Source organism: Microbulbifer halophilus, from assembly GCF_026183675.1.
GTDB lineage: Bacteria > Pseudomonadota > Gammaproteobacteria > Pseudomonadales > Cellvibrionaceae > Microbulbifer > Microbulbifer halophilus.
In genome coordinates this window covers 1-21,424 of sequence record NZ_JAPIVK010000023.1, presented here as the reverse complement: position 1 = coordinate 21,424, position 21,424 = coordinate 1, and the positions used below count along the sequence as shown (strand labels likewise).

Genomic DNA, 21,424 nt, shown 5'->3' with positions numbered 1-21,424 from the left:
ATTACTGCGTGATATTTAAAAGCCGGGGCTGCAGCACGAGAGGCAGGTCTGTTCAAGCCTGACCGAAGTGCATCTGGACCTATACGCAACTGCGTCTAGTAAAACGTAGGGTTCCGACCACAGATGATCCGAAAGAGGCTGCCCCCTGTCTACTACTAACGCTCATTCCCGGGACAAGCCGGCAAAGTTTCAGGTCCTGCACGAAACACCGGGCAACGGCTTGTCGGTGCGACTGGTTCACTACGCAGCGGGTTACCGGCAAAGACGACACAGCCACAGCCATCACGGCATCAGCTTCCTGATCGCCGGCAGTTTGCGCGAACAGGTTCGGCGGCGCGAGGAAACCGCCGCGCCATTCAGCCTGGTTATCAAACCGGCGGAGGTGTCCCACACCGATTGGGTGGGGCCGGAGGGAGCCCGACTGTTACAGATCAAGTTCGACGCCGACAACCGGCTCTGGCATGAATCCGGCATCGACGGGCACGATAACTGGCGCTGGATGCACAATGGTCCCGGACTCCGGCAGATGGTAGCCTTGCTCGCGCGGCTGCAATCGACCTCCGGTGCGCCCACCACCTCCATCGAGGAGGCGGTGATCGACCTGCTTGCCGAACTGACGAGGACGGAAGAACCTGGCCGGGACGCGGCCCCCGCCTGGTTGCGCCCGATCAAAGAGCAGTTGGACGACGCCGCGGAGGAATCCCTCTGCGTACAGCGGCTCGCCGAGCTGGCCGGCGTCCACGCCGTATCGCTGTCGCGCGCCTTCCGACGCCACAACGGTGTCTCCGTGGCCCAATACCGCAAACTCGCACGTTTTCGCCGTGCGATCGCCGCCCTGACCGGTTCCAGCCACAATCTGTGCGAAGTTGCCCACGCCTGCGGCTACACCGACCACTCCCACTTCTGCCGCGATCTGCGCACCCTGGCGGGAGTAAGCCCCGGAGCAATCCGGGACTTGGCTTCCCGGGTTTCATTTGTACAAGAAAAATGACCAGCGATGCCCCTAGACTGGCTCCGGATAATGTCGACAACGGAGTTTTCGGGATGATACTTGAGAGAGTAATTGGCTTTGCACTGACCTGGGCAGTGGGGCTGTCTGCCCAGGCCGCGGACTGGCGGGCAGAAGTCACGGATTTCGGTGAGCGCCTGGTGGCACTGCGCGCGGTACCGGGCATGGGTATCGCGGTGATTCGGGGCGACCGAATAGTACACCAGCGCAGCTTTGGTATTGCAGATGCAAACACCGGCCGAACGGTGAACAACGATACATACTTCTACATCGCCTCCAGCACCAAGGCCCTGACAGCCTCGGCCGTTGCCCTCCGGGCCGCCCGCGGCGAACTCGACCTGGATGCACCACTCGTGGACTACCTGCCAGAACTCGAAGGCGCTACCTGGGATGCACAGGGAGTCACTCTGGATGAGTTACTGGCCATGCGCCACGGCATGGAAGATCGCTGGCCGATAGTGCTTCGCACAGCCTACAGCGGGGACTTTACCCGCGCCAAGCTGGTGGCACTGCTCAAGGATTACCAGCCCTCTGAAAACGGCAAAACCTTTGACTACAACAACCTGGGCTACAACCTCCTCGGCCTGGTACTCGGCCGAGAAGGGGTACACGGCTGGAAGCGGGCAGTGGAAGCGGAAGTGCTGGCGCCACTGGGCATGGCGCAGACCACAGCACAAGTTTCGGAGCTGGCGGAGGAGCGCATAGCACTGCCGCACAACCTAGCCACAGCAACGATCAGCCGTATCCCGCTACTCAAGGCAGATGCGAACCTGCACGCCGCGGGCGGCCATTTCTCCACTGCCTCCAGCCTGGCACGCTTTGTAGCCGCGCATATCGCCGGTGGAAACATGGAAGGTGAACGCTTCCTGCCCGAAGCGCCGCTGCTGCTAACGCAACAGCGGCACTCCAGACAGGACCGGCAATTCGGCGACTACCATCGCACCGGCTGGGGATACGGCTGGGATATCGGCGACTATGAGGGTGAGCCTCTGCTGCACCGCTTCGGCGCCTTCTCCGGATACCGCACGCACATGTCCTTTATGCCGGAGCGCGATATCGGTGTGGTGGTGCTCGCCAATGCCACCACGCCCGCAGTGGACTTGATGGCGAACTATATCTACGAATGGTTGCTGGATCGAGATGAGGTAACGAAACGCTTTGCCCACAGGCTGAAAGACATGAAGCAGCGACTGGCGGCCTATCGAGAGCGCTACGCGAAACATTTACGGGAGCGCAAACAGCGCGCATCCCTCCCGAACCATCCGCTGGAAGCCTATGCCGGCATCTATGAAAACAACGAACTCGGCACTATGGAGTGGCGCCTGGGCGAGGAAGGACTGGAAGTGCGCCTGGGTGTGGCGCACTCGTCCGCCGAAATTTACGACGCCGGGGACAATGCCTTTCGTATCGAAGTGAACGGCGGGGGGAGTGTGGCGCACTTCCTGGTCGACGAGTCCGGCGATGTCAGCGGGGTACGCTTCCTGGAGCGGGAGTTTACAAGGCGGCCTTGAGCGGGCACTTCGGCAGAGACTCTGTGGGGATAGCTTCCCCACCCTCTCGCTTTCAATATTTCCTCAACCGAGAACCGATAGAGGCGGGACGGCTTTTCCTCCCTGATTTCGTGACGCAGTTTTACTGGCGACCGTCTCGACTGGTACGTCTATGATGACCGATTGGTTTTGCCGGGAAATCCTCTGGACCACTCCGGGTTTCTTCACTAGGCTCAGGGCGTTTTACCGAAAAAGCGATCTGGAAGTGTGTCCAGGCTTTGTCGGTCGAGATAGGGAATGAGTCTGTATCGTTGTCCCCTGCGGTACGGCCCGTCGCATGCCTGGCGACGCAGTCCAGAGAGAAACTCCGTTCCATTCAAGGGGATCAATAATGATAAAAACCCTCCGCCATTCATTGCTGGCCCTCGTCGCCAGCTCGGCACTATTCAGCGCTAACCTCTACGCAGAACCGGGCGATTACGGTTTCTGGGAAACCCTGGGCAATCTTGTCTCGCCGGCACAACCGGACAACAAGGTCTCCGCCGACCAGGCCAGCGGCATGTATCCGCTGACCCCGGACGACCCGGCCTTCGACGACGACTTCGACCCCGCCGATTACGACAACTGGCAGAAAGTCGATGTCCCCATCAGTAGCGGGGCCATGTGCGGCAACGGTTCACCCTACAAGTTTTTTGTCAGTCGCGTGCCGGATACCAGCAATACCGCTATTTATTTTGAGGGCGGTGGCGCCTGCTGGGATTACGCCAGTTGCACGGGGCAAACCGGTATTCGCGGGGCCCGCAACCCCAATGGGATTCCCGACAACTATGTTCAGAACATCAACCTGCTAGACTTCGAAAACTCCGCCAACCTGGCCACGGCGGCGGTATCCCCGCTGATTTACACCCACCATCCCTACAACCAGTTCAAGACCGGCGAGTGGAACCTGGTCTATGTCCCCTACTGTACAGGCGATATCTACGTGGGCGACAAGACCCAGATCTACGAGGACCCCACTGGGGAAAACCCGGACCTGGTCTGGCACCACAACGGCCTGCGCAATGTTCAGTCGGTAATATCCTGGATCAAAAACAATCTGCAGAAACCCGAGCAGATGCTCACGGCGGGATGCAGTGCCGGCAGTATCGGCGCCCTGCTGAATTACTCCAAACTGCGCGCGGATATGGATGTGAATCACGGTTACCTGATCGACGATTCCGGCCCGCTGTACCATGCCCCGCTGGACAGCGACGACCCGGTAGCTTATCCCTCGCTGCCGCTGCACCGGGAAGTATTGAATTCCTGGACCAGCTTTACCCCCGGCAATGATCCGGAGGCGGTGAACCCGATCAACATGCTCTCCAGTATCACCCCCGGCTTTGACGACAACCAACTGGCTTCACTCTACGCGGCGCTGTCGGACAAGTTTCCCGGGGACCGGCTGGGTATCACCCACTTCCTCGCCGATGGTAATTTCTCGTCCTACTCCTATGAGCGTTTCCACGAGGATATCCACAGCGACCCCGACCCGGAATCCCGCCTGGATAAACTGCGGCAGAAGTGGCAACAGGATACGCACCAGAACCTGATCCCGCTGCTCGAACAGACGAGTAACTGGGGCTACTATTTTCCCATGTACCGGAACTTCAACGAGAGCCACTGCACGACGATTCTCGACCTCGAGTACGGCGAAATCGCAGAGCACGGCCTGGTGTTGCGGGACTTCCTCGACAATATCGTCAACCACCAGGGCGGCGGCATGATGCGCGCCTACGAAACCGACGAGGTATCGGATTTCGAAAACAACCACAACTGGTTCTACGATCTGGTGGGGGGACTGCTCTGATTCAATAAACAGTTAACAACTCATGCTTCGGGGTTCAGTTCCAGGAGCCGGCTGATATATCCAACTCCGAAACCTGGATGAACAGATAACAATGACCAATGGGAAAGCCTCGACACCCCATTGGTCATTGCCTTCGCTGTTCAATTCCCGCTATTCGAATAGGCTTTTTCCCGCGCCGCCTGCAGTTGCTGCCGCAGGTACTCCTGGCGACTCGCGCCATCGGGGAAACTGTCCATCGCCTTCACCCGCTCGATGATACGTTGCTCCGCCCGCTTGTATTCGGCAAAGCCGGGTACATCTTCGTAGGGATCGTACTCCCGCGCGCTGGACTCCGCTTCCCGGCGGTATTTTTCCATCAATTCCCGCGCCGCGGCATCGAATTCAGCCTTACTGGCACTATTGCGCTCCAGCCAGGCGAGTTTCAACGCCAGGCCCTCGTAGGCCATCACCCGTCCCTCGCGCTCGACAGCCTCGATCAGTTGCCATATTTCTTCGTTGGTATGGTCGCCGCCATCGCCATTGAAATAGGCCTCGAGTGCCCCCTTGTCCTCCTCGCGCTGCAGATACTTCTCCACGCGGGGATCAGACAGCAAGGCGCGCAGATCGTCTCCGTCGGGAGTATCCGGCCTTTCGGCGGCAACTTCCTGCTGCTGAACAGGGGGCGACTGGCCGGGAGAGGAGGCAGGAAAGGGGACATAGCGCCAAATTGCGGCACTCGTGCCCAGGGCCAGCAGGAGGATTACAGACAGACGGGCTTTATTATGCATTTTTGCCGCTTCCGTTATCGGGGTAACGGAAGCAGTGTAACCAGCCGGGGAGAATCAGCAAACCGGCTTCTTTACGGCTATGGCTCGGGGCGAGGCTATCCTGCGGGGACGAGCGGGCCATAGCTTTCCGGACTAGACCCAGTTGAGCTCCTGCTCCTCTTCCTCCCGGTCGCCGCAGGGCGTCTCTTTCGGCGGCACATGACCTACATGGGCCTCCGCCGGCAGATGGGCGCGCTCCCAGTTGGCCACGGCCTCGGCACACAGCCGGCGCTGCTCAGCGGTAATCGCGACACCATTGGGCCATTTGCCCAACTCGATGGCCCGCTTCAGGCTGCCGACGATCTGCGGGTTGAGATTGCGAAGCAATTCTTCAAATGACATGCGGGACCCTCTACGCGGAAACGGGCGGCCCGTTTTACGCAGGTGCGGACAGCCCTTGGGCTCGAATAAAAAAGGCCGGTCAATGACCGGCCTTTTTCGTGTGCGGAGCGCCGGTGCTTACGCCTCGGCGGCTTCGCTCTCTTCGTCCGCGACGGGACGATCCACCAGTTCGACATAGGCCATGGGGGCCTTGTCGCCGGCGCGGAAACCGCACTTGAGGATGCGGATATAACCGCCCGGACGGGCTTCGTAACGGGGACCCAACTCGTCGAACAGCTTCTTGACCGCGTCCTTGTCGCGGATACGGGCAAAAGCCAGACGGCGGTTGGCGACACTGTCTTTCTTGGCCAGGGTAATCAGCGGCTCCGCAACGCGGCGCAGCTCCTTGGCTTTGGGCAGTGTAGTTTTGATCAGTTCGTGCTCTACCAGAGAGGCGGTCATGTTTTTGAACATGGCCTTGCGGTGAGCGCTGGTACGGCTGAATTTACGGCCACTATAGCGATGACGCATGACTCAATTCCTTACGACCTCAGTTGCTGTCTCAGCAAGTCGTGCTGGAGCGGTGTCTCGCCAGAAGTCGTGGCACCGCTCGGGTTCTTTCTACTAGGCGCGGCGGTAGCCGCACCTGCCAAGTGCTTACAGGGGGCTCAGCTTGCTGTCGCCCTTGAGGCTGGCCGGCGGCCAGTTCTCGAGGCGCATGCCCAGGGACAGACCGCGGGAGGCCAGAACGTCCTTGATCTCGGTCAGGGACTTCTTGCCCAGGTTCGGGGTCTTCAGCAGTTCTACTTCGGTGCGCTGAATCAGGTCGCCGATGTAGTAGATGTTCTCTGCTTTCAGACAGTTGGCCGAACGCACGGTCAGTTCCAGATCGTCCACCGGGCGCAGCAGCACCGGATCGACTTCCGGTTCCTCGGACTTGGGTTGGGCTTCCTTCTCGCCGTGCAGGTCCACGAACGCTGACAGCTGCTGCTGCAGGATGGTGGCGGCGCGGCGAATCGCCTCTTCCGGATCCAGGGTACCGTTGGTCTCCAGGTCCAGCACCAGCTTGTCCAGGTCGGTGCGCTGTTCCACACGCGCGGACTCAACGGCGTAGGACACGCGGCGAACCGGGCTGTGGGAGGCATCCAGTTGCAGACGGCCGATGGAACGGGTCTCTTCCTCGTCTTCGCGACGGGCGTCGGCGGGCTGGTAGCCGCGGCCGCGCGCAACGGTCAGACGCAGGCTCAGTTCCACGTCACCGGTGATATTGGCGATCACGTGCTCGGGATTGACAATCTCGATATCGTGATCCACCTGGATATCTCCGGCGGTCACCGCACCCGGGCCCTTCTTGCTCAGGCTCAGTACGGCCTGATCCTTGCCGTGCATGACAACGGCGATATCCTTCAGGTTCAGCAGGATTTCGATTACATCTTCCTGCACACCTTCGATCGCGCTGTACTCGTGCTCGACACCGTCGATTTCCACTTCGGTGACGGCGCAGCCCGGCATGGAGGACAGCAGGATGCGACGCAGTGCGTTACCCAGAGTGTGGCCAAAACCACGCTCCAGGGGCTCCAGAACCACTTTGGCGTGGTTCGGGTTGTACTCGGTGACGTCAATACGACGCGGTGTCAAAAACTCGTTGACAGCAGTCTGCATAGCCATACCTGTTTACAGTTGCATTCCTTAAAGTGGGTGAGCCTTACTTACTTGGAGTAAAGTTCCACGATAAGGTTTTCATTGATCTCTGCCGGCAGATCCACACGATCCGGAATGCGCTTGAAAGTGCCTTCCAGCTTGGTCGCGTTGACGTCTACCCACTCGACATCGCCACGCTGGGCGGCGAGGGAAACGGAATTCTGGATACGCATCTGCTTCTTGGCTTTCTCGCGTATAGAAATGACATCGCCCTCTTTCACCTGGTAGGAGGGGATGTTCACAGTGCTGCCATTAACCAGAATCGCCTTGTGGGCAACCAGCTGACGCGCTTCGGAGCGGGTCGCACCGAAGCCCATGCGGTAAACCACATTGTCCAGGCGTTTCTCCAGCAGTTGGAGCAGGTTTTCACCTGTCGCACCTTTCAGGCGCGCCGCTTCCTTATAGTAGTTGCGGAACTGCTTTTCCAGTACGCCGTAGATGCGGCGAACCTTCTGTTTCTCGCGCAGCTGTACGCCGTAGTCGGACAGGCGTCCTCGTCCGGAGCCATGCTGGCCGGGCTTGGATTCCGCGCGACACTTGGAGTCGTGCGGACGAACCCCGCTTTTCAGCTGCAGATCGGTACCTTCCCGGCGGGAAAGTTTACATTTTGGTCCAATATAACGTGCCATTTTGTCAGCCCCCTCTTACACGCGACGTTTCTTGGGCGGACGACAACCATTGTGCGGGATCGGCGTCACGTCGGTGATATTGGTGATCTTGTAGCCGCAGTTGTTCAGAGAGCGAACAGCAGATTCGCGTCCCGGGCCGGGGCCCTTAACTTCGACATCAAGGTTTTTCAGGCCGTATTCCTGCGCCGCAGTACCTGCGCGCTCGGCGGCCACCTGGGCTGCAAACGGCGTGCTCTTGCGAGAGCCGCGGAAACCGGAACCACCGGCGGTGGCCCAGCTGAGAGTGTTGCCCTGGCGATCGGTGATGGTCACGATCGTGTTGTTAAACGATGCGTGGACATGGGCAACACCGTCGACAACGGTCTTTCTGACCTTTTTTCGAACAGTAGTTTTTGGCTTAGCCATACCTGTATCCTAAATCCTGTATCAAGTCCCCTGGGGGAGCTGTTAAACCGCGGATTCGAGCCCTATCTGAATAGGAGCTTACCGGCGAATCGGCTTGCGCGGACCCTTGCGGGTACGGGCGTTTGTCTTGGTGCGCTGGCCGCGCAGCGGCAGGCTGCGGCGATGGCGCAGACCGCGGAAGCACCCCAGGTCCATCAGGCGTTTGATGTTCATGGACACTTCGCGGCGCAGGTCGCCCTCCACAGTGAGCTTCGAGAGTTCACCGCGGATGGATTCGATCTGCTCTTCGGACAGGTCGCGGACTTTGGTGGATTCAGCGATACCAGTCGCTGCCAAAATAGACTTGGCCGTGGTGCGACCGACCCCGTAGATATGGGTCAGGGAGATCACGGCGTGCTTGTGGTCTGGTACATTGACACCAGCAATACGTGCCATAGAGGCGTACTCCACGTATTGGGAGCCACTACTTATAGAATAAAGAGTGTGACTCAGCTTCGAATACGGCGCTGACAGCGACTAAAAAACCGGCGGCGCCACCAAAAAGGCGCGCAAGAATAGCTTTTCAGACACCAAATTGCAATAGCCCACGCCCCCTTCGGCCAACCGAAGAGGAGGTGGACGACAGTCAGCGCCCCCTGTTTGAGACCGGCTAGTTCTGACTTTCCGATCTCCACCGCGCCCCCTGGCGGGGTTGCGGTGCCGCCGCCTGTCGCGGGGGCCGCGACAACCGACTGATTCTTCCTGTAGGAGCGGGCCTTGCGGCCCGCAAGCGGAGCCGGAGCTCCGCGCTCCCGGGATCAGCCCCGAGAGAGTTTAGCCCTGCCGCTGCTTGTGGCGCGGGTCGGTGCTGCAGATTACCCGCAGAATGCCCTTGCGACGCACGATTTTGCAGTTACGGCAGATCTTTTTAACAGAAGCGCGTACTTTCATGACCTTACCTCAATTCATTCAAACTGCGAGCGGGTGACGCCTCAGCGACGACCGTAGCCTTGCAGATTGGCCTTTTTCATCATCCCTTCGTACTGGTGTGACAGCATGTGCGACTGCACCTGCGACATGAAGTCCATCACTACCACCACAACGATCAGCAGCGATGTGCCCCCCAGATAGAAGGGGATATTCAGTCCCACCACCAAAAATTGCGGCAGCAGGGAAACCAGCGCGATATAGCAGGCACCCACCAGGGTCAGACGGGTCAGCACGCTGTCGATATAGCGCGAGGTCTGCTCACCGGGCCGGATGCCGGGCACATAGGCGCCGGACTTCTTCAGGTTATCCGCCACTTCGTTCGGGTTGAACATCAACGCCGTGTAGAAGAAGCAGAAGAAACCGATCAACAGGGCGAACAAAATAATATTCAGCGGCTGGCCCGGCCCCAACTGCAGTGCCATCCACTGCAGAATCTGCGCGCCAATACCTTCACCGCCCTCGCCGAACCACTGTGCAAGTGTCGCCGGGAACAGCAGGATACTGCTGGCGAAGATCACCGGAATCACACCGGCCATGTTCACCTTCAACGGCAGATGGCTCGACTGCGCGGCCGGGGCCGCGGAGTAGCGCCCTGCCTGGCGCCGCGCGTGATTGATGGTAATGCGGCGCTGGCCGCGCTCCATCACCACCACGAAGTAGACCACTGCTATGGCGACAAAACCGATGGCCAGCAGCATCAGAATATGCAGCTCGCCCTGGCGCGCCTGCTCGAACGCCTGGCCGATGGCACCGGGCAGACCGGCGACGATACCGGCGAAGATCAGCATGGAGATGCCGTTGCCGACGCCCCGCTCGGTGATCTGCTCACCCAGCCACATCATGAACACAGCTCCGGTCACCAGCGAGATCACAGCCACAAAGTAGAAACCGAAGGCCGGTTCTGCCGAGTAGGCCAGATTCTGGCCGGCGAGACCAAAGGTCATGCCGATCCCCTGGATCAGCGCCAGCACCACCGTCAGGTAACGGGTGTACTGGTTGATCTTGCGCCGCCCGGCGTCCCCCTCCTTCTTCAACGCTTCCAGAGAGGGCGTCACCGCGGTCATCAACTGCATGATGATCGACGCGGAGATGTAGGGCATGATGCCCAGCGCCAGAATGCTCATCCGCTCCAGAGCACCGCCGGAGAACATGTTGAACAGCCCCAGGATGGTGCCCTGGTTCTGGTTAAACAGGTTCGACAGCTTTTCCGGGTCAATACCGGGCACCGGAATATGGGTGCCCAGGCGATAGACGAGTATCGCGATAAACAGAAAACGAAGGCGAGCCCAGAGCTCGCCCATTCCCTTGCTGTTTCCCGGGGTGTTTACGCCGGTTCCTGGTCGTGCCATTGGGGCCTCGATTTAGTCTTCTACTTTACCGCCGACGGCTTCGATGGCCGCTTTTGCTCCCTTGGAGACACCCAGACCTTTAACGGTAACCGCTTTGGTCAGTTCGCCAGAAAGGAACACTTTGGCGCGTTTTACGTGGCTGCCGATAATATCGGCATTCTTCAGCGCTGCCAAATCAATTGTGTCGGCGTCTACCCTATTCAGCTCGCCCAGGCGCACCTGAGCGGCAAAACGGGCGCTGTAGGCACTGAAGCCGTACTTCGGCAGGCGCTTCTGCAGCGGCATCTGGCCACCCTCGAAACCCGGGCGCACAGAACCGCCGGAACGGGACTTCTGGCCCTTGTGGCCGCGGCCACCGGTTTTGCCCAGGCCGCTGCCCATACCGCGACCGACGCGCTTGGCACTGTGCTTGTGGCCCTCTATGGGAGACAAATCGTTCAAACGCATGTTATGCCCCCTCTACCTTGAGCAGATAGTTCACTTTGTTGATCATGCCACGCACGGAGGGAGTGTCTTCCACTTCCACGGTGTGGCCGATCCGACGCAGGCCCAGACCCGCAACGCATGCCTGATGGTTTTTCAGGCGTCCGGCGATGCTTTTGATCTGGGTCACTTTGATGGTCTTCTTAGCCATGGTAATAACCCACTGATAACCTTATCCCCGGGGCGATCAGCCCAGGATCTCTTCAACTGATTTGCCGCGCTTGGCCGCAACATCTTCCGGGCTCTGCATCTGCTCCAGGGCCGTGAAGGTCGCGCGCACTACGTTCACCGGAGTGGTGGAACCGTAGCACTTCGCCAGTACGTTGTGCACACCGGCCATCTCCAGCACGGAGCGCATGGCACCGCCGGCGATGATGCCGGTACCGTCGGACGCGGGCTGCATGTACACCTTGGAACCACCGTGGCGACCGTTGGTGGCATACTGAATGGTCTCGCCGTTCAGGTCCACCTGGATCATGTTGCGACGCGCCGATTCCATTGCCTTCTGGATAGCAACCGGTACTTCACGGGCCTTGCCGCGGCCGAAGCCGACGCGGCCGTTGCCGTCGCCAACTACCGTCAGTGCGGTAAAGGTGAAGATACGACCACCTTTAACAGTCTTGGCAACGCGATTGACCTCGACCAGCTTCTCCTGCAGGCCTTCGTCGTTGCTTTTGTCTTTCTCTCTAGCCATAACTCAACCCTTAGAATTTCAGACCGGCTTCGCGGGCAGCGTCAGCCAGAGCCTTGATGCGGCCGTGGTACTTGAAACCGCTGCGATCGAAGGCAACTTGCTCGACACCGGCGGCCTTGGCGCGCTCAGCGATCAGGTTGCCAACAGCTTTGGCGGCATCGGCGTTACCGGTTTTACCTTCGCGCAGATCCTTGTCCAGAGTAGAGGCGGAAGCCAGTACCTTGCTGCCTTCGGCAGACAGGACCTGTGCGTAAATGTGACGCGGCGTGCGGTTCACGGTGAGGCGAACAGTGCCGAGCTCGCGAATCTTGGCGCGGGCACGGCGTGCACGACGCAAGCGAGATTGCTTCTTAACGTTCATTTCTATGCCCTACCTACTTCTTCTTGGCCTCTTTGCGGAACACGCGTTCGTCGGCGTAGCGGATACCCTTACCTTTGTAGGGCTCCGGCGGACGGAATGCGCGGATCTCAGCGGCCACTTGGCCCAGCAGCTGTTTGTCGCTGCCCTTGAGTACGATTTCAGTCTGGGTCGGCGTTTCCGCAGTCACACCTTCCGGCAGCTGATAATCGATCGGGTGGGAGAAGCCCAGGGTCAGGTTCACGGACTTACCGGACGCCTTCGCACGGTAACCAACACCGTTGAGCTGCAGCTTCTTCTCGAAGCCCTGGCTGACACCTACCACCATGTTGCTGACCAGAGCGCGCGTGGTACCCGCCAGCGCTATGGCCTTTTTGGATTCATCCCGCGCCTTGAAAGTCAGCTGGCTTTCCGCCTCGGCCACTTCCACGTCGCTGTGGACTACCATGTTCAGATCGCCGTTACCGCCTTTTACCGCGATATCCTGGCCTTTCAGATCGACGGTAACGCCTGCGGGGATCTTTACCGGATCATTTGCTACTCGAGACATAATCAACCCCCGCTTAGAATACGGTGCAGAGCACTTCGCCGCCGATGCCGGCCTGACGCGCAGAGCGATCGGTCATCACACCCCTGGAGGTGGAGACGATAGCAATGCCCAGACCGCCGCGAACGGACGGCAGAGACTTCTTACCAGCGTAAGAGCGCAGACCCGGGCGGGAAACGCGGCCGAGTTCAGCGATAACCGGCTTGCCCTGGAAGTATTTCAGGGCGATGGTCAGCTCCGGTTTGGCGCTTTCGTTTACGCTGTAATCGTTGACGTAGCCTTCCTCTTTCAGGACCTCGGCTACAGCCACTTTCAGTTTTGATGAAGGCAGGGTGACGTCCGCCTTTCCGCGCCCCAGGGCGTTGCGGATGCGGGTCAGCATATCTGCCAACGGATCTTGCATACTCATTTATTTAGACTCCTCAAGCCTTTTTACCGGCTGGACTTCTTACCAGCTGGACTTGACCAGACCGGGCACATCACCGCGCATGGCCGCTTCGCGCAGTTTGTTACGGCACAGGCCGAACTTGCGGTAAACAGCATGGGGGCGACCAGTAATACGGCAGCGGCGTTGCTGGCGTACCGGGCTTGCATCGCGCGGCATTTTCTGCAGCTTGAGCTGAGCCTCCCACTGCTCTTCTTCAGAAGCAGTGGTACTGGCGATGATCGCCTTCAGCTCTGCGCGCTTCTGCGCGTACTTAGCTGCGGTTCGAGCGCGCTTTTCATCGCGCGCAATCATGGATTTCTTCGCCATGGAATCCTCTTAACCCTTGAAAGGGAAGTTAAACGCTTTCAGCAGCGCGCGACCGTGGTCGTCGTTAGCTGCTGTTGTGGTAACACAAATATCCAGACCGCGGAGTTTGTCGACTTTGTCGTAGTCGATTTCCGGGAAGATGATTTGTTCGGTTACGCCCATAGAGAAATTACCGCGACCGTCAAACTGCTTCGGGCTGATACCGCGGAAGTCGCGGACACGCGGAATGGCGATGTCGATCAGGCGCTCCAGGAACTCGTACATGCGCTCACCGCGCAGAGTCACCTTGCAGCCGATCGGCCAGCCGTCGCGGATCTTGAAGCCCGCAATCGACTTGCGCGCCTTGGTCACGATGGGCTTCTGACCGGTAATCGCCGTCATGTCACTGACAGCGTTTTCCAGTACCTTCTTGTCACCAACAGCTTCGCCGACACCCATGTTGACGGTAATCTTGGTGATGCGAGGCACTGCCATCACATTGTCGACACCCAGCTCTTCCTTCAGCTTGGGCGCGAGTTCTTTAACGTAGAGCTCTTTCAGCTTTGCCATGATAGTTACCCAACCTGCTTATGCGTCGACGGCTTCGCCGCTGGATTTGAAGACGCGAATCTTGTTGCCGTCTTCCAGTACTTTGAAGCCTACCCGGTCAGCTTTCTGGGTATTCGGGTTGTAGATGGCAACGTTGGAAGCCTGGATAGCGGCCTCCTTTTCCACGACGCCACCGGCAACGCCCAGCTGCGGGTTTGGTTTCTGGTGTTTCTTGATCATCTGAACACCGGCAACGATCAGTCGGCCGTCGTTCAGTACCTTGCGTACTGAACCGCGCTTGCCTTTGTCGCGACCGGCGATAACGATCACTTCGTCGTCACGCTTGATCTTGCGCATAACTCTATCTCTCCGCTTTGGGCTTAGATAACTTCCGGTGCCAGCGAGATGATCTTCATGAACTTCTCACCGCGCAGCTCGCGAGTTACCGGGCCAAAAATACGGGTGCCGACCGGCGCATTCTGCGGGTTCAGCAGTACCGCTGCGTTTTCGTCAAATTTGATCAGGGAGCCGTCTGTACGACGCACACCTTTTCTGGTGCGAACAACAACGGCGTTCATCACCTGACCTTTTTTCACTTTACCGCGGGGAATGGCTTCCTTGACGGTCACCTTGACAATATCACCCACGCCAGCATAACGACGATGGGAGCCGCCCAGCACCTTGATGCACATGACGCGGCGAGCCCCACTGTTGTCAGCTACTTCTAAGTAGGATTCCGCTTGAATCATCGTCTCTCTCCGAAACTCTTCAATGCGCTAGGGGTTAAACCTTCGCCGCACGCTCTACAATTTTCTGCAAAGCCCAGGACTTGCTCTTGGACAGCGGACGAGACTCTTCGATGGTTACAACATCACCGATGCCGCAATCGTTGTTCTCGTCGTGTGCCTTGAGCTTGGTGGACTTGCTCACAATTTTGCCGTAGATCGGGTGCTTAACACGGCGCTCGATCAAAACGGTGATGGTTTTATCCATCTTGTCACTCACGACTTTGCCAGTCGCAGTACGCTTGAGTTTTGCTTCTGCCATGATTAGTTACCTGCCGTCTCTTGTGCTGCCCGTTCAGTCAACACAGTCTTGATGCGAGCAATGTCGCGACGAGTCTGCTTCAGCAGATGAGTCTGAGTCAGCTGACCGGTGGACTTTTGCATGCGAAGCTTGAACTGAGCCTCGAGCTGGTTCAGCAGTTCCTGGTTCAGCTCTTCAACTGACTTTTCGCGTAGATCTGCAGTCTTCATTACATCACCGAACGCTTAACGAAAGTTGTCTTCACAGGAAGCTTGGACGCTGCGAGCTCGAAAGCTTCGCGAGCGAGATCCTCGGAAACACCCTCCATCTCATAGAGGACCTTGCCCGGCTGGATCTGGGCTACCCAATATTCTACGTTACCCTTACCTTTACCCATCCGAACTTCGAGGGGCTTACTGGAAATGGGCTTGTCCGGAAACACTCGAATCCAGATCTTGCCGCCACGTTTAATGTGACGGGTCATGGCGCGACGAGCCGCTTCGATCTGGCGCGCAGTAATGCGTCCGCGACCGATGGCCTTGAGGCCGAACTCGCCAAAGCTCACTTTGGAACCGCGATCAGCCAGACCGCGGTTGCGGCCCTTCTGTACCTTGCGGAATTTTGTACGCTTTGGTTGCAGCATCTGCGTACCCCTTATTTAGCAGCTTTCTTGCGGGTCTTCTTCGGCTGTTCATCGGGCATTTCGTCGCCGATGACTTCGCCTTTGAAGATCCAGACCTTCACACCGATGATGCCGTAAGTAGTGCTGGCTTCAGCGGTGGCATAATCGATATTCGCGCGCAGGGTGTGCAGCGGCACACGACCTTCGCGATACCATTCAGAACGGGCGATCTCGGCACCGCCGAGACGACCGCCAACCTGAATCTTGATGCCCTGGGCACCCTGACGCATGGCGTTCTGAACCGCGCGCTTCATGGCGCGACGGAACATGACACGGCGCTCCAGCTGCTGGGCCACGTTCTGGCCAACCAGGGCCGCGTCCAGATCCGGCTTGCGCACCTCTTCGATGTCGACATGCACCGGAACGCCCATCTGCTTGCTGACTTCGTTGCGCAGACGCTCTACGTCTTCACCTTTCTTGCCGATCACGATACCCGGGCGGGCGGTGTGAATGGTCACACGCGCGGTGTTCGCCGGGCGCTCGATCTCGATACGGCTCACAGAAGCGTGAGCCAGCTTCTTGCGAATGTAATCGCGAACTTTCAGATCCGTGTACAGCTTGTCTGCGTACTCGTCGCTGCCGGCATACCAGACGGAGGTATGCTTTTTAACGATACCCAGACGAATGCCGGTAGGATTTACTTTTTGTCCCATGGTTATCTCGCCTGCTCTCTTATTTCTCGGCCACTTTCACAGTGATGTGACAAGTACGCTTAAGAATACGGTCGGCACGACCCTTGGCGCGCGGCTGAATGCGCTTCATGGTCATACCTTCATCCACGAATATCGTGGCAACCTTCAGCTCGTCAACGTCTGCACCGTCATTGTGCTCGGCGTTGGCAATGGCCGACTCCAGAACTTTCTTGACGATCGCCGCACCCTTTTTCTGGCTGAACGCCAGGATATCCAGGGCTTCCTCGACACCTTTGCCGCGAACCTGATCAGCTACCAGTCGCGCCTTTTGCGCCGACAGACGAGCGCCGCGTAATTTTGCTGCTACTTCCATCGTTTTAACCTCGGCTTAGCGCTTCTTCGCTTTCTTGTCCGCAGCGTGACCGCGGTAGGTGCGGGTAGCAGCGAACTCGCCCAGCTTGTGACCAACCATTTCTTCGTTGATCAGGACGGGCACGTGTTGACGACCGTTGTGAACGGCAATCGTCAGGCCCACCATTTCCGGCATTACCATGGAACGGCGGGACCAGGTTTTAATCGGTCGACGATCATTCTTTTCAATCGCCGCCTCCACCTTCTTGATCAAATGCAGATCAATAAAGGGACCTTTCTTCAATGAGCGTGGCACTGTCGATTCCTCTTTAGCTGCTCAGACATCGCACCGGCTTATTTGCCGCGACGACGTACAATCATATTGCTGGTGCGCTTGTTCTTGCGCGTTTTCTTGCCCTTGGTAGGCACGCCCCACGGGGTAACCGGGTGACGGCCACCGGAGCTGCGCCCTTCACCACCACCGTGCGGGTGGTCTACCGGGTTCATCGCCACGCCGCGAACGTTCGGGCGAACACCGCGCCAGCGCTTGGCACCGGCCTTACCCAGCTTGCGCAGGCTGTGCTCGGAGTTGCTCACTTCACCCAGGGTGGCGCGGCACTCGGACAGGACCTTGCGCATTTCGCCGGAACGCAGACGAATAGTCGCGTACTGACCTTCGCGCGCCACCAGTTGCACAGAGGCACCAGCGGAACGGGCCAGCTGGGCGCCTTTGCCCGGCTTCAGCTCGACACCGTGAATCACGGCACCGACCGGGATGTTGCGCAGCGGCAGGGCATTGCCCATGCTGATCGGCGCAGCGTCACCGGACTGAATCACAGCCCCCACTTTCAGGCCTTTCGGGGCCAGGATGTAGCGACGCTCGCCATCTGCATAACAGATCAGGGCGATATGCGCACTGCGGTTGGGATCGTACTCCAGACGCTCGACCTTGGCGGTAACGCCGTCTTTGTTGCGCTTGAAATCGATCTTGCGATAGTGCTGCTTGTGACCACCGCCAATATGGCGGGTGGTGATGCGGCCACCGTTGTTGCGGCCACCGCTCTTGCTCTTGCTCTCTACCAGCGGTGCATAGGGAGCACCTTTGTGCAGGTCGGGGTTTACAACCTTGACCTGATGGCGACGGCCGGCAGAGGTCGGTTTACTTTTTACAATCGGCATTGCAACTGTCCCCTTACTTACGCCGTTACGTCGGCATCTTCAAAGTTGATGTCGCTGCCTTCGGCCAGACGAACATAGGCTTTTTTCCAATCGTTACGCTGGCCCATGCCGAAACGCGTGCGCTTGGTTTTGCCTTTCACACTCACGGTGCGAACCCGCTCAACGGTAACGTTGAACAGTTTCTCCACCGCGGCCTTGATTTCAGCTTTGCTGGAATCGGTGGTGACCTTGAAAACCACCTGGTTGGCGGAGTCCGCCAGCCCTGCAGCTTTTTCGGAAATTACCGGGCCCAACAGTACCTTGTAGAGTCGCTCATTCATCCCAGCACCTCTTCAATTTTCTTGAGCGCCGCAACGGTAACCACGACCTTGTCAAAGCGGATCAGGCTGACCGGATCGATGCCCTGCACGTCGCGAACGTCGATCTTGTGCAGATTGCGCGCCGCCAGGTAGAGGTTCTCGCTCACTTCTTCGGTGATGATCAGCGCATCGGCCAAGTCGAACTGGGCCAGCTTGCTGACCAGCTGCTTGGTTTTCGGCGCCTCGACGTCGAAAGACTCGACTACCACCAGGCGCTCCTGACGGGTCAGCTCGGACAGGATGCAGCGCAGCGCAGCGCGGTACATCTTCTTGTTCAGCTTGACGCTGTATTCGCGCGGCTCGGCGGCGAAGGTAACGCCACCACTGCGCCACAGCGGGCTGCGGATAGTGCCGGCGCGGGCGCGACCGGTACCTTTTTGACGCCAGGGCTTCTTGCCGCCGCCGGAAACGTCAGCGCGATTCTTTTGCGCCTTGGTACCCTGGCGGGCGCCGGCCATAAAGGCCACTACCGCCTGGTGCACCAGGTCTTGATTGAATTCACGACCGAAAGTCACTTCAGAGACAGCTACAGTGCCTTTGGCGCCTTCGGGAGTAGCGATATTCAGTTCCATATCTATTTCCCCTCAGACTTAGGCTTTAACTGCCGGACGAACAATCACGTCACCGCCGGGCGCGCCGGGAACGGCACCCCTAACCAGCAGCAGGTTGCGTTCGGCGTCGACACGAACCACTTCCAGGTTCTGCACGGTTACACGCTCGGCGCCCATGTGGCCGGCCATCTTCTTGCCTTTCCATACGCGACCGGGCGTCTGGCACTGGCCGATGGAGCCGGGAGCGCGGTGGGCGAGGGAGTTGCCGTGAGTGGCGTCCTGGGTGCGGAAGTTCCAGCGCTTAACGCCGCCCTGGAAGCCTTTACCCTTGGAAGAGCCGGTTACATCGATCTTCTGGCCGGCTTCAAAGCCGGACACAGTGATCTCAGAACCAATTTCGAAAGTTTCGTCGGAACCGTCAGTGCGCAGTTCGAAGAGACGGGAGCCGGCCTCTGTATTGGCCTTGGCGAAGTGGCCCGCTTCGGGCTTGGAGACACGGGAGGACTTCCGGTTGCCCACAGTAACCTGTACTGCGGCATAGCCGTCAGTTTCCGCGGATTTCACCTGGGTGACGCGATTGGGGGCTACCTCAATAACGGTAACCGGAACGGACGCGCCATCTTCAGTGAAGATGCGAGTCATGCCGCTTTTGCGGCCGACAATACCTATAGTCATCGTTTCAACCTCTCAGTGCACGGGGCTTTAACCCACTGCGGCCGCCCAGTTTCAGAGCGTTACACTACCCGAACCTTTTTCGCCCGGGATTCGGTAGTTAATTTAAAGTGTTAGCCGAGACTGATTTGAACTTCCACACCGGCCGCCAGGTCGAGCTTCATCAGCGCGTCGACGGTCTTCTCGGTGGGCTCAACAATATCCAGCAAACGCTTGTGGGTACGGATCTCGTACTGATCCCGCGCGTCCTTGTTGACGTGCGGGGAAACCAGCACGGTGTACTTCTCTTTGCGAGTCGGCAGCGGAATCGGTCCGCGGACCTGCGCACCGGTGCGCTTGGCCGTCTCGACGATTTCCTGAGTCGACGTATCGATCAGCTTGTGATCGAACGCCTTCAGGCGAATTCGGATGCGTTGACCCTGCATGGAATCAAACTCCAACTTGGAAACTAAAGAACGTCCTTTTCCGCAGCCCCGAGGGCGGGCGAAAAGGAGCGCGAATTCTACGAGTGCTCCGCCCTCCTGTCAACTGCATTGCGCAGTTTCCCGGTGGCGGCCCGGTGATGCGGATTCCCCCCACGCCGAAACTACAATGGACACCGTGCAGCGAAGAGGAGGGACATGCCATGACCATTGCCGCCACAGTCAGTCAGTACCTGCGCGACCAATCGGTCGACTACCAGCTGGTACAGCACCCGCACAGCGCCACCAGCCGCGAGAGCGCCCACGCCGCCGATGTGCGCGAGGACCAGGTGGCCAAGGCCATACTCATGAGGGACGATCGCGGCTATGTACTGGCCGTGATTCCGGCCAGCAGCAGCCTGGATATGCGCGCCGTCCACGACGAAACCGGCCGCAACCAACTGGAGATGGTACCGGAAGACGAGCTGGGCCGGACATTCCCCGACTGCGAACTGGGCGCCCTGCCGCCGCTCGGCCAGGCTTACGGTATCACTACCCTGCTGGACAGCAGCCTGGGACACTGCGACACCATCTACTTCGAAGCCGGCGACCACGAGGAATTGGTGGAGATGGACGGCAGCCGTTTCGCGAAGCTGTTTGCCGGCAGCCACAGTGCGGACCTGAGCAAGGACTGGCCCTGAGCCAGCGCACGAATACCAGTGAGCCCCTACCGATAATTCGCCCGGCCGCTCCCGGCGGCCCGGGCGCCGGCGAGAGCCACCAGTGCAGCGCACGGGCGGCATGTACAACCCGGTCGAATACGGCGGCACCATCCGCAACTGCGCCGACGGCCCCACTCCCTGGCACTCCTGGGTTTCCTGCGAGGAGACCTTCCACCTCTGGGGCAGCCGCGACGACGGCTACAAACACGGCTATGTGTTCGATGTGCCGGCGTTCGGCACTGCCAGCGGCCGGCGGGTGCGGGCCGCCGGCGGCTTCAGCCAGGAGGCGGTAGCGGTGGATCCGCGCACCGGCATCCTGCACGAGACGGAAGACGCCAATCCCTGTGGCTTCTACAAGTATGTACAGCCGGGCACCAGCCACTGGCGAGGCGACCGCCGCCGCGGGAAAGGACCGTGTGACGGCGGCCTTTACGCGCTGGCCATCGCCGGGGAATCCGGAAGGGACCTGCGCGGCCGGGAATGGACCGGGGCCACCTTCTACGGCGACCGGCTGTTCGCCAATGTCCAGTCCGCCGGGGTGACCTTCGCGATCCGCGACCCCTGGCGCAAGGGCGGCCTCTAGTGGGCCGCTCGCAAAGTTAGGCAACAGTTCGCTTCGCCAAATCGTCCAGCTCTGCGTTGAGAAAGCTTGAAATAACGCTGCTATTCCAGCGCTTTCTCGCCTTGATCTGAACGATTTGGCTATGCTTCTTTGTTACCGAACTTTACAAGCGGCCCACTAGCCAACCATAAAAAAAGGCCGCAGCGTTTCCGCTGCGGCCTTCTTCAAGATCGATCGGGAATAGCGATTACTCGATGATCTTGGACACAACACCGGCGCCAACGGTACGGCCACCTTCGCGAACCGCGAAGCGCAGGCCTTCTTCCATGGCGATCGGGGCGATCAGGGTCACATTCATCTTGACGTTGTCGCCCGGCATTACCATCTCGGTACCTTCC

The 21,424-nt window shown here is 59.0% G+C and carries 36 protein-coding genes; 5 read left to right on the top strand and 31 right to left on the bottom strand.

Features of this window, described 5'->3' with window-relative positions:
* Nucleotides 1-226 precede the first annotated feature (226 nt).
* The 3 genes from OQE62_RS12810 (at nt 227) to OQE62_RS12800 (ending at nt 4,345) form a co-directional block, all read left to right on the top strand.
* Nucleotides 227-991 (top strand): helix-turn-helix domain-containing protein, encoded by a 765-nt coding sequence (locus OQE62_RS12810; protein WP_265722484.1) that lies wholly within the window; start codon nt 227-229, stop codon nt 989-991.
* Between the two features lie 53 nt (nt 992-1,044).
* Complete coding sequence (locus OQE62_RS12805; RefSeq protein WP_265722437.1) at nt 1,045-2,520, top strand: serine hydrolase; 1,476 nt, start codon at nt 1,045-1,047, stop codon at nt 2,518-2,520.
* A 370-nt stretch (nt 2,521-2,890) separates the two neighbouring features.
* Nucleotides 2,891-4,345: a pectin acetylesterase-family hydrolase gene (locus OQE62_RS12800; RefSeq protein ID WP_265722436.1), complete on the top strand. Its 1,455-nt coding sequence runs from the start codon at nt 2,891-2,893 to the stop codon at nt 4,343-4,345.
* A gap of 140 nt (nt 4,346-4,485) precedes the next feature.
* On the opposite strand, the gene OQE62_RS12795 is transcribed toward OQE62_RS12800, so the two are convergent.
* From OQE62_RS12795 to rpsJ, 30 genes are all read right to left on the bottom strand, one after another.
* Entirely contained in the window at nt 4,486-5,112 is a 627-nt protein-coding gene (locus OQE62_RS12795) for a hypothetical protein (RefSeq protein ID WP_265722435.1), read from the bottom strand.
* 132 nt (nt 5,113-5,244) lie between these two features.
* Nucleotides 5,245-5,493, bottom strand: a complete 249-nt coding sequence (locus OQE62_RS12790; protein ID WP_265722434.1) for a YeaC family protein — start codon at nt 5,491-5,493, stop codon at nt 5,245-5,247.
* Nucleotides 5,494-5,610: 117 nt separating this feature from the next.
* Nucleotides 5,611-6,003: a 50S ribosomal protein L17 gene (rplQ, locus tag OQE62_RS12785; RefSeq protein WP_265722433.1), complete on the bottom strand. Its 393-nt coding sequence runs from the start codon at nt 6,001-6,003 to the stop codon at nt 5,611-5,613.
* A 126-nt stretch (nt 6,004-6,129) separates the two neighbouring features.
* Nucleotides 6,130-7,134: a DNA-directed RNA polymerase subunit alpha gene (locus OQE62_RS12780; RefSeq protein WP_265722432.1), complete on the bottom strand. Its 1,005-nt coding sequence runs from the start codon at nt 7,132-7,134 to the stop codon at nt 6,130-6,132.
* Nucleotides 7,135-7,181: 47 nt separating this feature from the next.
* Nucleotides 7,182-7,802 (bottom strand): 30S ribosomal protein S4, encoded by a 621-nt coding sequence (gene rpsD, locus OQE62_RS12775; RefSeq protein WP_265722431.1) that lies wholly within the window; start codon nt 7,800-7,802, stop codon nt 7,182-7,184.
* 15 nt (nt 7,803-7,817) lie between these two features.
* On the bottom strand, nt 7,818-8,207 hold the full coding sequence (rpsK, locus tag OQE62_RS12770) for a 30S ribosomal protein S11 (RefSeq protein ID WP_265722430.1): 390 nt from the start codon (nt 8,205-8,207) through the stop codon (nt 7,818-7,820).
* A gap of 78 nt (nt 8,208-8,285) precedes the next feature.
* Nucleotides 8,286-8,642, bottom strand: coding sequence for a 30S ribosomal protein S13 (gene rpsM / locus OQE62_RS12765; protein WP_265722429.1), 357 nt, complete (start codon nt 8,640-8,642; stop codon nt 8,286-8,288).
* Nucleotides 8,643-9,020: 378 nt separating this feature from the next.
* Nucleotides 9,021-9,137, bottom strand: coding sequence for a 50S ribosomal protein L36 (gene rpmJ / locus OQE62_RS12760; protein WP_265722428.1), 117 nt, complete (start codon nt 9,135-9,137; stop codon nt 9,021-9,023).
* 41 nt (nt 9,138-9,178) lie between these two features.
* Complete coding sequence (gene secY / locus OQE62_RS12755; RefSeq protein ID WP_265722427.1) at nt 9,179-10,525, bottom strand: preprotein translocase subunit SecY; 1,347 nt, start codon at nt 10,523-10,525, stop codon at nt 9,179-9,181.
* A 12-nt stretch (nt 10,526-10,537) separates the two neighbouring features.
* On the bottom strand, nt 10,538-10,972 hold the full coding sequence (rplO, locus tag OQE62_RS12750; protein ID WP_265722426.1) for a 50S ribosomal protein L15: 435 nt from the start codon (nt 10,970-10,972) through the stop codon (nt 10,538-10,540).
* Nucleotide 10,973: 1 nt separating this feature from the next.
* Nucleotides 10,974-11,159 (bottom strand): 50S ribosomal protein L30, encoded by a 186-nt coding sequence (gene rpmD / locus OQE62_RS12745; protein WP_230435652.1) that lies wholly within the window; start codon nt 11,157-11,159, stop codon nt 10,974-10,976.
* Between the two features lie 36 nt (nt 11,160-11,195).
* Nucleotides 11,196-11,702, bottom strand: a complete 507-nt coding sequence (rpsE, locus tag OQE62_RS12740; RefSeq protein WP_265722425.1) for a 30S ribosomal protein S5 — start codon at nt 11,700-11,702, stop codon at nt 11,196-11,198.
* A 10-nt stretch (nt 11,703-11,712) separates the two neighbouring features.
* Nucleotides 11,713-12,063 (bottom strand): 50S ribosomal protein L18, encoded by a 351-nt coding sequence (gene rplR, locus OQE62_RS12735; protein WP_265722424.1) that lies wholly within the window; start codon nt 12,061-12,063, stop codon nt 11,713-11,715.
* A 13-nt stretch (nt 12,064-12,076) separates the two neighbouring features.
* On the bottom strand, nt 12,077-12,610 hold the full coding sequence (gene rplF / locus OQE62_RS12730; protein WP_265722423.1) for a 50S ribosomal protein L6: 534 nt from the start codon (nt 12,608-12,610) through the stop codon (nt 12,077-12,079).
* A gap of 13 nt (nt 12,611-12,623) precedes the next feature.
* Nucleotides 12,624-13,016, bottom strand: coding sequence for a 30S ribosomal protein S8 (gene rpsH, locus OQE62_RS12725; protein ID WP_265722422.1), 393 nt, complete (start codon nt 13,014-13,016; stop codon nt 12,624-12,626).
* A 39-nt stretch (nt 13,017-13,055) separates the two neighbouring features.
* Nucleotides 13,056-13,361, bottom strand: coding sequence for a 30S ribosomal protein S14 (gene rpsN / locus OQE62_RS12720; protein WP_265722421.1), 306 nt, complete (start codon nt 13,359-13,361; stop codon nt 13,056-13,058).
* Between the two features lie 9 nt (nt 13,362-13,370).
* The gene (gene rplE / locus OQE62_RS12715) at nt 13,371-13,910 is read right to left on the bottom strand and encodes a 50S ribosomal protein L5 (protein WP_265722420.1); all 540 of its coding nucleotides are present in this window, start codon (nt 13,908-13,910) and stop codon (nt 13,371-13,373) included.
* An 18-nt stretch (nt 13,911-13,928) separates the two neighbouring features.
* Entirely contained in the window at nt 13,929-14,246 is a 318-nt protein-coding gene (rplX, locus tag OQE62_RS12710) for a 50S ribosomal protein L24 (protein WP_265722419.1), read from the bottom strand.
* 23 nt (nt 14,247-14,269) lie between these two features.
* On the bottom strand, nt 14,270-14,638 hold the full coding sequence (gene rplN, locus OQE62_RS12705; protein ID WP_265722418.1) for a 50S ribosomal protein L14: 369 nt from the start codon (nt 14,636-14,638) through the stop codon (nt 14,270-14,272).
* Between the two features lie 34 nt (nt 14,639-14,672).
* Nucleotides 14,673-14,936 (bottom strand): 30S ribosomal protein S17, encoded by a 264-nt coding sequence (gene rpsQ, locus OQE62_RS12700; RefSeq protein WP_265722417.1) that lies wholly within the window; start codon nt 14,934-14,936, stop codon nt 14,673-14,675.
* A gap of 2 nt (nt 14,937-14,938) precedes the next feature.
* Nucleotides 14,939-15,145 (bottom strand): 50S ribosomal protein L29, encoded by a 207-nt coding sequence (gene rpmC / locus OQE62_RS12695; protein WP_265722416.1) that lies wholly within the window; start codon nt 15,143-15,145, stop codon nt 14,939-14,941.
* Nucleotides 15,145-15,558: a 50S ribosomal protein L16 gene (gene rplP, locus OQE62_RS12690; protein WP_265722415.1), complete on the bottom strand. Its 414-nt coding sequence runs from the start codon at nt 15,556-15,558 to the stop codon at nt 15,145-15,147. Before rplP ends, rpmC begins: the two co-directional genes overlap by 1 nt.
* A gap of 11 nt (nt 15,559-15,569) precedes the next feature.
* Nucleotides 15,570-16,250: a 30S ribosomal protein S3 gene (gene rpsC / locus OQE62_RS12685; RefSeq protein WP_265722414.1), complete on the bottom strand. Its 681-nt coding sequence runs from the start codon at nt 16,248-16,250 to the stop codon at nt 15,570-15,572.
* Nucleotides 16,251-16,269: 19 nt separating this feature from the next.
* Complete coding sequence (gene rplV, locus OQE62_RS12680; RefSeq protein WP_265722413.1) at nt 16,270-16,602, bottom strand: 50S ribosomal protein L22; 333 nt, start codon at nt 16,600-16,602, stop codon at nt 16,270-16,272.
* A 15-nt stretch (nt 16,603-16,617) separates the two neighbouring features.
* Nucleotides 16,618-16,896 (bottom strand): 30S ribosomal protein S19, encoded by a 279-nt coding sequence (gene rpsS / locus OQE62_RS12675; protein WP_078084421.1) that lies wholly within the window; start codon nt 16,894-16,896, stop codon nt 16,618-16,620.
* 38 nt (nt 16,897-16,934) lie between these two features.
* Nucleotides 16,935-17,759, bottom strand: coding sequence for a 50S ribosomal protein L2 (gene rplB / locus OQE62_RS12670; RefSeq protein WP_265722412.1), 825 nt, complete (start codon nt 17,757-17,759; stop codon nt 16,935-16,937).
* 17 nt (nt 17,760-17,776) lie between these two features.
* Complete coding sequence (gene rplW, locus OQE62_RS12665) at nt 17,777-18,079, bottom strand: 50S ribosomal protein L23 (RefSeq protein ID WP_265722411.1); 303 nt, start codon at nt 18,077-18,079, stop codon at nt 17,777-17,779.
* A complete protein-coding gene (gene rplD, locus OQE62_RS12660; RefSeq protein WP_265722410.1) occupies nt 18,076-18,690 on the bottom strand; it encodes a 50S ribosomal protein L4 in 615 nt (204 codons plus the stop codon). Before rplD ends, rplW begins: the two co-directional genes overlap by 4 nt.
* A gap of 18 nt (nt 18,691-18,708) precedes the next feature.
* A complete protein-coding gene (rplC, locus tag OQE62_RS12655; protein ID WP_265722409.1) occupies nt 18,709-19,344 on the bottom strand; it encodes a 50S ribosomal protein L3 in 636 nt (211 codons plus the stop codon).
* A gap of 110 nt (nt 19,345-19,454) precedes the next feature.
* Nucleotides 19,455-19,766, bottom strand: coding sequence for a 30S ribosomal protein S10 (gene rpsJ, locus OQE62_RS12650; RefSeq protein ID WP_067087062.1), 312 nt, complete (start codon nt 19,764-19,766; stop codon nt 19,455-19,457).
* A gap of 200 nt (nt 19,767-19,966) precedes the next feature.
* Here rpsJ and OQE62_RS12645 point away from each other — a divergent pair, with 200 nt between their 5' ends.
* Together OQE62_RS12645 and OQE62_RS12640 are read left to right on the top strand one after the other, a co-directional pair.
* A complete protein-coding gene (locus tag OQE62_RS12645) occupies nt 19,967-20,443 on the top strand; it encodes an aminoacyl-tRNA deacylase (RefSeq protein WP_265722408.1) in 477 nt (158 codons plus the stop codon).
* Between the two features lie 82 nt (nt 20,444-20,525).
* The gene (locus OQE62_RS12640) at nt 20,526-21,047 is read left to right on the top strand and encodes an alkaline phosphatase PhoX (protein WP_265722407.1); all 522 of its coding nucleotides are present in this window, start codon (nt 20,526-20,528) and stop codon (nt 21,045-21,047) included.
* Nucleotides 21,048-21,273: 226 nt separating this feature from the next.
* Here the strand turns inward: OQE62_RS12640 and OQE62_RS12635 are convergent.
* The coding region (locus OQE62_RS12635; protein ID WP_456152496.1) for an EF-Tu C-terminal domain-related protein at nt 21,274-21,424 on the bottom strand (151 nt) is incomplete at its 5' end.

Excerpts from the sequence above, each read along its gene's own strand:
- OQE62_RS12805 (WP_265722437.1), top strand. The coding sequence starts at position 1,045 with ATGATACTTGAGAGAGTAATTGGCTTTGCACTGACCTGGGCAGTGGGG.
- OQE62_RS12800 (WP_265722436.1), top strand. The coding sequence starts at position 2,891 with ATGATAAAAACCCTCCGCCATTCATTGCTGGCCCTCGTCGCCAGCTCG.
- OQE62_RS12795 (WP_265722435.1), bottom strand. The coding sequence starts at position 5,112 with ATGCATAATAAAGCCCGTCTGTCTGTAATCCTCCTGCTGGCCCTGGGC.
- OQE62_RS12790 (WP_265722434.1), bottom strand. The coding sequence starts at position 5,493 with ATGTCATTTGAAGAATTGCTTCGCAATCTCAACCCGCAGATCGTCGGC.
- rplQ (WP_265722433.1), bottom strand. The coding sequence starts at position 6,003 with ATGCGTCATCGCTATAGTGGCCGTAAATTCAGCCGTACCAGCGCTCAC.
- OQE62_RS12780 (WP_265722432.1), bottom strand. The coding sequence starts at position 7,134 with ATGCAGACTGCTGTCAACGAGTTTTTGACACCGCGTCGTATTGACGTC.
- rpsD (WP_265722431.1), bottom strand. The coding sequence starts at position 7,802 with ATGGCACGTTATATTGGACCAAAATGTAAACTTTCCCGCCGGGAAGGT.
- rpsK (WP_265722430.1), bottom strand. The coding sequence starts at position 8,207 with ATGGCTAAGCCAAAAACTACTGTTCGAAAAAAGGTCAGAAAGACCGTT.
- rpsM (WP_265722429.1), bottom strand. The coding sequence starts at position 8,642 with ATGGCACGTATTGCTGGTGTCAATGTACCAGACCACAAGCACGCCGTG.
- rpmJ (WP_265722428.1), bottom strand. The coding sequence starts at position 9,137 with ATGAAAGTACGCGCTTCTGTTAAAAAGATCTGCCGTAACTGCAAAATC.
- secY (WP_265722427.1), bottom strand. The coding sequence starts at position 10,525 with ATGGCACGACCAGGAACCGGCGTAAACACCCCGGGAAACAGCAAGGGA.
- rplO (WP_265722426.1), bottom strand. The coding sequence starts at position 10,972 with ATGCGTTTGAACGATTTGTCTCCCATAGAGGGCCACAAGCACAGTGCC.
- rpmD (WP_230435652.1), bottom strand. The coding sequence starts at position 11,159 with ATGGCTAAGAAGACCATCAAAGTGACCCAGATCAAAAGCATCGCCGGA.
- rpsE (WP_265722425.1), bottom strand. The coding sequence starts at position 11,702 with ATGGCTAGAGAGAAAGACAAAAGCAACGACGAAGGCCTGCAGGAGAAG.
- rplR (WP_265722424.1), bottom strand. The coding sequence starts at position 12,063 with ATGAACGTTAAGAAGCAATCTCGCTTGCGTCGTGCACGCCGTGCCCGC.
- rplF (WP_265722423.1), bottom strand. The coding sequence starts at position 12,610 with ATGTCTCGAGTAGCAAATGATCCGGTAAAGATCCCCGCAGGCGTTACC.
- rpsH (WP_265722422.1), bottom strand. The coding sequence starts at position 13,016 with ATGAGTATGCAAGATCCGTTGGCAGATATGCTGACCCGCATCCGCAAC.
- rpsN (WP_265722421.1), bottom strand. The coding sequence starts at position 13,361 with ATGGCGAAGAAATCCATGATTGCGCGCGATGAAAAGCGCGCTCGAACC.
- rplE (WP_265722420.1), bottom strand. The coding sequence starts at position 13,910 with ATGGCAAAGCTGAAAGAGCTCTACGTTAAAGAACTCGCGCCCAAGCTG.
- rplX (WP_265722419.1), bottom strand. The coding sequence starts at position 14,246 with ATGCGCAAGATCAAGCGTGACGACGAAGTGATCGTTATCGCCGGTCGC.
- rplN (WP_265722418.1), bottom strand. The coding sequence starts at position 14,638 with ATGATTCAAGCGGAATCCTACTTAGAAGTAGCTGACAACAGTGGGGCT.
- rpsQ (WP_265722417.1), bottom strand. The coding sequence starts at position 14,936 with ATGGCAGAAGCAAAACTCAAGCGTACTGCGACTGGCAAAGTCGTGAGT.
- rpmC (WP_265722416.1), bottom strand. The coding sequence starts at position 15,145 with ATGAAGACTGCAGATCTACGCGAAAAGTCAGTTGAAGAGCTGAACCAG.
- rplP (WP_265722415.1), bottom strand. The coding sequence starts at position 15,558 with ATGCTGCAACCAAAGCGTACAAAATTCCGCAAGGTACAGAAGGGCCGC.
- rpsC (WP_265722414.1), bottom strand. The coding sequence starts at position 16,250 with ATGGGACAAAAAGTAAATCCTACCGGCATTCGTCTGGGTATCGTTAAA.
- rplV (WP_265722413.1), bottom strand. The coding sequence starts at position 16,602 with ATGGAAGTAGCAGCAAAATTACGCGGCGCTCGTCTGTCGGCGCAAAAG.
- rplB (WP_265722412.1), bottom strand. The coding sequence starts at position 17,759 with ATGCCGATTGTAAAAAGTAAACCGACCTCTGCCGGCCGTCGCCATCAG.
- rplW (WP_265722411.1), bottom strand. The coding sequence starts at position 18,079 with ATGAATGAGCGACTCTACAAGGTACTGTTGGGCCCGGTAATTTCCGAA.
- rplD (WP_265722410.1), bottom strand. The coding sequence starts at position 18,690 with ATGGAACTGAATATCGCTACTCCCGAAGGCGCCAAAGGCACTGTAGCT.
- rplC (WP_265722409.1), bottom strand. The coding sequence starts at position 19,344 with ATGACTATAGGTATTGTCGGCCGCAAAAGCGGCATGACTCGCATCTTC.
- rpsJ (WP_067087062.1), bottom strand. The coding sequence starts at position 19,766 with ATGCAGGGTCAACGCATCCGAATTCGCCTGAAGGCGTTCGATCACAAG.
- OQE62_RS12645 (WP_265722408.1), top strand. The coding sequence starts at position 19,967 with ATGACCATTGCCGCCACAGTCAGTCAGTACCTGCGCGACCAATCGGTC.